General features: G+C 62.4%; 5 protein-coding genes. All 5 read left to right on the plus strand.

All coding sequences use genetic code 11. From position 1 onward, the window contains the following. The coding region (locus ACE3S9_RS11185; RefSeq protein ID WP_374546540.1) for a cation:dicarboxylate symporter family transporter at positions 1–760 on the plus strand (760 nt) is incomplete at its 5' end. 74 nt (positions 761–834) lie between these two features. Next, positions 835–3135, plus strand: a complete 2301-nt coding sequence (locus ACE3S9_RS11190; RefSeq protein WP_374546541.1) for an NADP-dependent malic enzyme — start codon at positions 835–837, stop codon at positions 3133–3135. 88 nt (positions 3136–3223) lie between these two features. Continuing rightward, positions 3224–4558, plus strand: a complete 1335-nt coding sequence (locus ACE3S9_RS11195; RefSeq protein ID WP_374546542.1) for an NAD(P)/FAD-dependent oxidoreductase — start codon at positions 3224–3226, stop codon at positions 4556–4558. A 265-nt stretch (positions 4559–4823) separates the two neighbouring features. Next, positions 4824–6542 (plus strand): ATP-binding protein, encoded by a 1719-nt coding sequence (locus ACE3S9_RS11200; protein ID WP_374546543.1) that lies wholly within the window; start codon positions 4824–4826, stop codon positions 6540–6542. 2 nt (positions 6543–6544) lie between these two features. Further along, positions 6545–7887: sigma-54-dependent transcriptional regulator (locus tag ACE3S9_RS11205; RefSeq protein ID WP_374546544.1), on the plus strand; the 1343-nt coding region annotated here is incomplete at its 3' end.

Genomic DNA, 7887 nt, shown 5'->3' on the forward strand with positions numbered 1-7887 from the left:
CCACGCCGTGTTCGGCGTCATCGGCATCATCATGAAGGCCGCGCCGCTCGGCGCCTTCGGCGCCATGGCCTATACGGTCGGCAAATATGGCCCGACGGTTCTCGGCAGCCTGTTCGGCCTGGTGGCGACTTTCTATTTCGCTTCGGCTTTGTTCATCGTCGTGGTGCTGGGCGCCATCGCGCGCTTCACCGGCTTCAACATTTTCAAATTCCTGCTCTATATCAAGGACGAGCTGCTGATCGTGCTCGGCACGTCGTCGTCCGAGAGCGCGCTGCCGCAATTGATGGCCAAGCTCGAAAAGCTCGGCTGCTCGCGCTCGGTAGTGGGCCTCGTCGTGCCGACGGGCTATTCGTTCAATCTCGACGGCACCAATATCTATATGACGCTGGCGACCTTGTTCATCGCGCAGGCGCTGAACATTCCGCTCGATCTCAAGCAGCAGCTGATCATTGTCGGCGTGGCCATGCTGACCTCGAAGGGGGCCTCGGGCATTACCGGCGCGGGCTTCATCACTTTGGCCGCGACGCTCGCCGCAGTCGATCCGCGCCTGGTGCCGGGCATGGCGATTGTGTTCTCGATCGACAAATTCATGAGCGAGAACCGCGCGCTGACCAATATCATCGGCAATGGCGTCGCCACCGTGGTGGTCTCCGCCTGGGAGGGCGAACTCGACCGCGACAAGCTCAAGGCCGGGCTGTCCGGCAGCGCCGATACCGAACAGATCCTCCAGGAGGCCGAGCTCGAAGATCTCGCGGCCTGATGTCCTAACGACCGGCGCGGCAGAGCGCCGGCCTCTCCGAAACTTTGTCTCATTCACAAGAGGAAAAGGCGGCGATGTCGCAGAATCTCAAGGAAGCAGCCCTCGACTACCATCGCTATCCGACGCCCGGAAAAATCTCGGTCGTTCCGACGAAAGCCATGGCCAATCAGCGCGATCTCGCCTTGGCCTATTCTCCCGGCGTCGCCGAGGCCTGTATGGCGATTGTCGAAGACGCGTCCCAGGCGGATGAGATGACGTCGCGGTCCAATCTCGTCGCCGTGGTGACGAACGGTACGGCGGTTTTGGGGCTTGGCAATATCGGTCCGCTCGCCGGCAAGCCGGTGATGGAGGGCAAGGCCTGTTTGTTCAAGAAATTCGCCGGCATCGACGTTTTCGACATCGAACTGGCGGAGAACGACCCCGACGCGCTGATCGACACGGTCGCGCGCATGGAGCCGACCTTCGGCGGGATCAATCTCGAAGACATCAAGGCGCCGGAATGTTTCTACATCGAGAAGAAGCTGCGGGAGCGCATGTCGATCCCGGTGTTCCATGACGATCAGCACGGCACGGCCATCGTCGCCGCCGCGGCGATCCTCAATGGCCTTCGGCTCGTGGGCAAGGATATCGACAAAGTGAAGCTGGTCGCCTCAGGCGCCGGCGCCGCCGCGCTGGCCTGCCTCGACTTGATCGTCAGCCTGGGCCTGAGGCGCGAAAACGTCACCGTGGCCGACGCCAAGGGCGTGGTCTATGTCGGTCGAACGGAGGGCATGGACGAGAACAAGGCGCGCTATGCCGTTGAAACCAACGCCCGCACGCTCGCGGATGTGATCGAGGGCGCGGATGTCTTTCTCGGGCTCTCGGCGGCCGGCGCGCTCAAGCCGGAAATGGTCCAGAAAATGGGCCCTGATCCGCTCATTTTCGCGATGGCCAATCCGACGCCGGAGATCCTCCCGGAGGATGCGCTCGCTGTGCGGCCGGACGCGATCCTTGGCACGGGACGTTCGGATTATCCCAACCAGATCAACAACGTCCTCTGCTTTCCCTTCATCTTCCGCGGCGCGCTGGATTGCGGGGCAACGACGATCAACGAGGAGATGAAGATCGCCGCGGTGCGCGCCATAGCGGAACTGGCGCATGCCGAGATTCCTGAAGCGGTCACCAACGCCTATGGCGCGGCCGGGCTGCGCTTCGGGCGGGATTATCTCATTCCCAAGCCTTTCGATCCCCGCCTGATCGAGATCGTCGCCCCCGCCGTGGCGAAGGCGGCGGCCGATTCGGGCGTGGCGCGACGGCCGATCGAGGATTGGGCCGCCTATCGCGAAAGGCTCGGACAGTTCGTCTATCGTTCCGGCAACGCGATGCAGCCGGTGTTCGCCCTTGCGAAACGGCGCTCGAAGAAGGTGATCTTTGCCGATGGCGAGGATGAGCGCATTCTGCGGGCGGCGCAGGTGGTCGTCGACGAGGGCGTGGCGCGGCCGCTTCTGCTCGGCCGTCCGGACGTCATTCGGCAACGGATCGAGCACTTCGGTTTGCGTTTGGCTCTCGGCGAGAATTACGAACTGGCGGACCCTCACGATCCCGAAAATTATCGTCCGGCCGCGGAGGATTATCACGCCACGCACAATCGGCGCGGCGTTTCCAGCGCGTCGGCGCGAAGCCAGATGCGGGCAGGGAGCACTTTGCTCGCCGCGGCCCTGCTGCGCCTTGGCAAGGCGGACGCCATGCTGTGCGGAGTCACGGGGCGGATGTCTGATCATCTGGACATCATTCGCGACGTCATCGGGCTCCGCGAAGGCGCTCAAACGCTCGCGGTGATGCAGATGTTGATGCTGCAGGAGCGGCAGCTCTTCATCTGCGACACCCATGTCAACGAGAATCCGACCGCCGCACAGGTCGCCGACATCGCCATCATGGCGGCGGAAAAAGTCCGGCAATTCGGCCAGACGCCCAGGATCGCCTTGTTGTCGCATTCGAGCTTCGGCAGCTCCAGCGCGCCCTCCGCGCTCAAGATGAGCCGCGCGCGGGAGGTCGTGATTCTGCGGGCGCCGGACCTGATGGTCGAAGGCGAAATGCGCGCCGACGCGGCGCTGTCGCCGACCATTCTCGAAAACGCCATGCCCGAGTCGGACTTCAAGGGACCGGCCAATGTTCTGGTCATGCCGAACATCGAAGCGGCCAATATTTCTTATAATTTGCTTCGAGTCGCCGCTGGAAACGGCATTACGGTCGGCGGCATATTGATGGGCGCGGCGAAACCGGTTCATATCCTTACGCCATCGGCCACCGTTCGCCGGATCGTCAATCTGACCGCGCTGGCCGTCGCCGACGCGGCGGCGCACGGCGAGGTGCCTTTGGCGGCGGCGGCTGAATAGGCCTGCCGCCCGTCCTTCCTGCAATTTGGCCTTGCGCCCCCGGGGCGGGCTCTAACACGCCCGCCGCCAAGGCTTATCGGAGCACATCATGACTGGCGCGGATCAGCGTTTGGAATTCGGCCATCGGGTCGTCATCGTCGGCGGCGGCGCCGGCGGGCTCGAACTGGCCACGCGCCTCGGCGACAAATACGGGCGCAAGGGTATTCTTGATGTTTCCCTCATCGAGCGCAGCCGCACGCATATCTGGAAGCCGAAACTGCATGAAATCGCGGCGGGCAGCATGGATATGTCCGCGCATGAGGTGAATTATCTCGCCCATTCGCATTGGCACGGCTTTCACTACCGTATCGGCGAAATGATTGGCCTCGATCGCGACAAGCGCGAGGTGCATGTCGCGCCCTATCATGATTCCGAGGGCAGGGAGGTCACGCCGGGGCGTTCGTTCGGATATGAAACCCTGATCATCGCCATCGGCAGCCAGAGCAACGATTTCGGAACGCCGGGCGTCAATGAATTCGCCATGAAGCTGGAGAACCAGCAGGACGCGCTGCGCTTTCACGAATCCATGGTCAACGCCTGCATCCGCGCGCATGCCCAGGAGGCGCCATTGCGCCCCGAACAGTTGAAGGTGGCGATCATCGGCGCCGGCGCGACCGGCGTCGAACTCGCGGCCGAGTTGCATCGCACCACGCGCGAAGTTGTCGCCTATGGGCTCGATCGGGTCGACCCCGACAAGGATATCAAGGTCACCCTGCTCGAAGCGGCCGACCGCATCCTGCCTTCATTGCCGCCACGCCTTTCGACGGCGACCGAGGATCTGCTGACCACACTCGGCGTGCAGGTGCTGACGAGCGCCAAGGTCGCGCAGGTCAAGAAAAACTCGGTGGAGCTGGTCGACGGTCGCGCCATTCCGGCAGAACTGGTGGTCTGGGCTGCGGGCGTGAAGGCGCCCGATTTTCTCAAGGACATCGCGGGTCTGGAAACCAACCGGATCAACCAGCTTGTGGTCCGCCCGACATTGCAGACCACGCGTGACGACGCCGTTTTCGCCATGGGCGATTGCGCGGCGTGCCTGTGGCAGGGCCACAACGGCAATGTCCCGCCGCGCGCGCAGGCGGCGCATCAGCAGGCCTCGCATCTGTTCCGGCAATTCGGGCGAATGCTGGCGGGCAAGCCGCTTCAGGATTATCATTACCGCGACTTCGGCTCGCTGGTGTCGCTCGGCGAATTCAGCACGGTCGGAAACATGATGGGCGGCCTGATCGGCGGCAATCTGATGATCGAAGGCCTGTTTGCGCGCATGATGTATCTATCGCTTTACAAGATGCACGAGCTCGCCTTGCACGGCGCGGCCAAGTCCACGCTCGACACGCTCGCCCGCGTGATCACGCGTCGAACCGAGCCGCATGTGAAACTGCACTGATCGGTCGGGACCAATGCGAGAATGAAGCGCCAGAGAAACGTCGCAGAATCTTGCGTCCGGAACGTCCTTGGCCGCCCCCTTCTCATCGCGTTCAACGCAAGGCAAGATGGCGCGCTGAAGCGCTCGCGCCATGTCGGCTGCCACGCTCGGCTTTCTCGGAATTGATCCAATGGGAAGCCTGCCTTCGCCTGTCCCGCCCGATGCAGCCGCGACTCCCGTCGCGAGGCGGCTTCCCTACAGGCGGGCGCTTATCGCGGGGAGCGCTTTGGCCCTGGCGGCGTTCGCCGCCTGGCTCGGCTATGCGCTGGCCTTTCGCCTCGGGCTGGAGCGCCTCCATGAACGCGCGAGCCAACGCCTGGATGTCGAGGCCGCGCGGCTCGACGGCCAGCTCGCCCGGTTTGAATTCCTGCCCAATCTTCTCGAAGCGTCGCCGATCATAGCACGATTGCTCGATGAGCCCGACAATGGCGAATTGCAGATGCAGGCGAGCGCCTATCTCGAATCGATCAATGCCATAGCGGGAGCGACCAATCTTTATATCGTCGGGGTCTCGGGGCTGACGCTCGCGGCGGCGGATTATCGTCAGCAGGGCACGCCCCTGGGACGAAATCTCTCATTCCGTCCCTATGTCATCGACGCGCTCAAGACGGGACGGGGGCGCTTTTTCGGCGTCGGGATCACCAGCGCCCAACCGGGCTATTACCAGTCCTACGCCCTGGTCGCCAATGGCGCCACGCGCGGCGTCGCGGCGGTGAAGATCAATCTCGACGCCATCGAACGCGGCTGGCGCGATCGGACGGATGATGTCCTCCTGGCGGATGAAAATGACGTCGCCATTCTGGTCTCTCGCGACGCCTGGCGCTATCGTCCGATCCGACCGTTGTCGCAGACGGAACGCGATGCAATCGCGAATGCGCGGCCCTATGGCGGCGCCGCTCTGACGCCCCTCGCATGGATGGAGCGCGCCCGAATTGACGAGAACGCGTCGCGCGTCGCGATTGAGGGCGAGCATTCCTTCGTCACCAGTTCGCGCAAGGTCAATGGCGGCGCCTGGCGCCTGATCGTGCTCGAAGACGAATCGGCGACGCGGCAGAAGGCGATCCTGATTGGATGGCTTTCCGGCTTGACCGCCGTCGTCCTGATGTTGGGCCTATTGATCGCAGGTCAAAGACGGCGGGCGATCCGGCAAAAACTCGCCAGCCGTGCGGCGCTGCAGGCCGCGCATGATATGCTCGAGATCAAGGTTCAGGAACGGACGGCGGAATTGCGCGCCGCGCAAAGCGAACTGGTCCATGCCGAGAAGCTGGCCACGCTCGGCCAGATGTCGGCTGGCATTGTGCATGAACTGAACCAGCCGCTCGCCGCGATCCAGACCTCGGCTGACAATACGGCCGTGCTGATTGAAAGAGGGCTCCTCGACGAGGCGCGGGACAATGTCGCGCGCATCGGCAATCTGGTGCGTCGCATGGGGCGCCTGACCAAACAATTGCGGGTGTTCGCCTATAAGTCGGATGAGCCGCTGGACGACATTTCCGTCGCGAAGGCCGTGCAGGAATCGCTGTCCCTTCTGCGCGCCAGAATTCGCGACGGGAGGATTGACGTTTCGACGTCGGTCGATCCCGAACTCGCAATCGTCGCCAATCAAGCGCGGCTGGAGCAGGTCTTCACCAATGTCATCGCCAATGCGATCGACGCCGTCGGCGGCGGTCAGGAAAAGACGATCGGCATTCGCGCGACGCGGAACGGAGAAATGTGCGAGATCGTTATCGAGAATAATGGTCCATGCATTCCTTCGGATATGCTTTCGCGTGTTTTTGAGCCCTTCGTGACCTCGAAGCCTCCGGGCGAGGGATTGGGGCTTGGGCTGATGCTGTGCGATCATATCGTGCGCTCGTTTGGCGGAAGACTTTCCGTGCAAAATCTGACGCCGACAGGGGTCGCTTTTACGATTGAAATTCCCGCCGCCGGCAATTTCGAAGGTTAGCCATGACCGATCAGTTTCCCATTGGCGTGATCTATGTCGAGGATGACGAGGATGTCCGCATTGGCGCCGTCCAGGCGCTCAAGCTCGCCGGTTTCGATGTGCTGGCTTTTCCGTCGGTGGAACAGGCAAGCGGCGCCGTGTGCGTGGACATGCCGTTCGTCGTGGTCTCGGACGTGCGCCTGCGCGGCAAGAGCGGAACCGAATTCATGTCGGAACTCCGTCAGGCCGATCCCGACTTGCCGATCATCCTCGTCACCGCCCATGGCGATATCGCCATGGCGGTCGAGGCCATGCGCGCGGGCGCTTATGATTTCATCGAAAAGCCGTGCTCATCCGAGCAACTTGTCGCCGTGGTCAATCGCGCCGCCGAAAAGCGGCGCCTGACTTTGGAAGTGCGCGCCTTGCGCTCGCAGCTCGCGGACCAGCGCGGCATTGAAAAGACATTGATCGGACGATCGCCGCAAATTCAGAAGGTTCGACGGCTGATTTCGACGCTTGCGTCTACGGACGTCGACGTGATGATCTATGGCGAAACCGGAACGGGCAAGGATGTCGTCGCGCAATGTCTGCACAATCATAGCGACAGGCGCGGCGGCAATTATGTGGCGGTCAATTGCGGCGGACTCCCGGAGTCCCTTGTCGAAAGCGAATTATTTGGCCACGAGGTCGGCTCCTTCACCGGGGCGACGCGTCAGCGGGTCGGCAAACTGGAATATGCCAACGGCGGCACATTGTTTCTCGACGAGATCGAGAGCATGCCGTTGGGCATACAGGTAAAGCTGTTGCGCGCGCTTCAGGAGCGCATGATCGAACGGGTTGGTTCGAACAAGGCGATCCCGGTGGATTGCCGGATCGTTGCGGCGAGCAAGGCCGATCTGCTCCAGATGAGCGAAAGGAAGCTGTTTCGCGCCGACCTCTATTATCGGCTGGGCGTCGCCTTCATCGAGCTTCCGCCTTTACGCGAACGGCGCGAGGACATCATGCTGCTCTTTGAACATTTCACACTCGATGCGGCGCGGCGATTCAAATGCGATGCGCCCATCGCGGACGAGAGGCTTGTCGCGCGCCTGTTGTCGCATTCATGGCCTGGCAATGTACGCGAGCTTCGCAATGTCGCCGACCGATTCGTGCTCGGCGTTCTCAATGATCGCATGATCGGAGACACGGATCTTGACGAGGCGGCTCTCTCGCTGCCGCGACAGCTCGAATGCGTCGAGCGAACCATCGTCGAAGACGCCATTCGAAGACGGAAGGGTGATGTTCAAGCGGCGGCTACGTTGCTCGGCGTCCCCAAACAGACATTCTACGACAAGATCAAACGGCTCGGGATAAGCGTCGACGCGAT

This window comes from Rhodoblastus sp. (assembly GCF_041915505.1).
Classification (GTDB): domain Bacteria; phylum Pseudomonadota; class Alphaproteobacteria; order Rhizobiales; family Beijerinckiaceae; genus Rhodoblastus.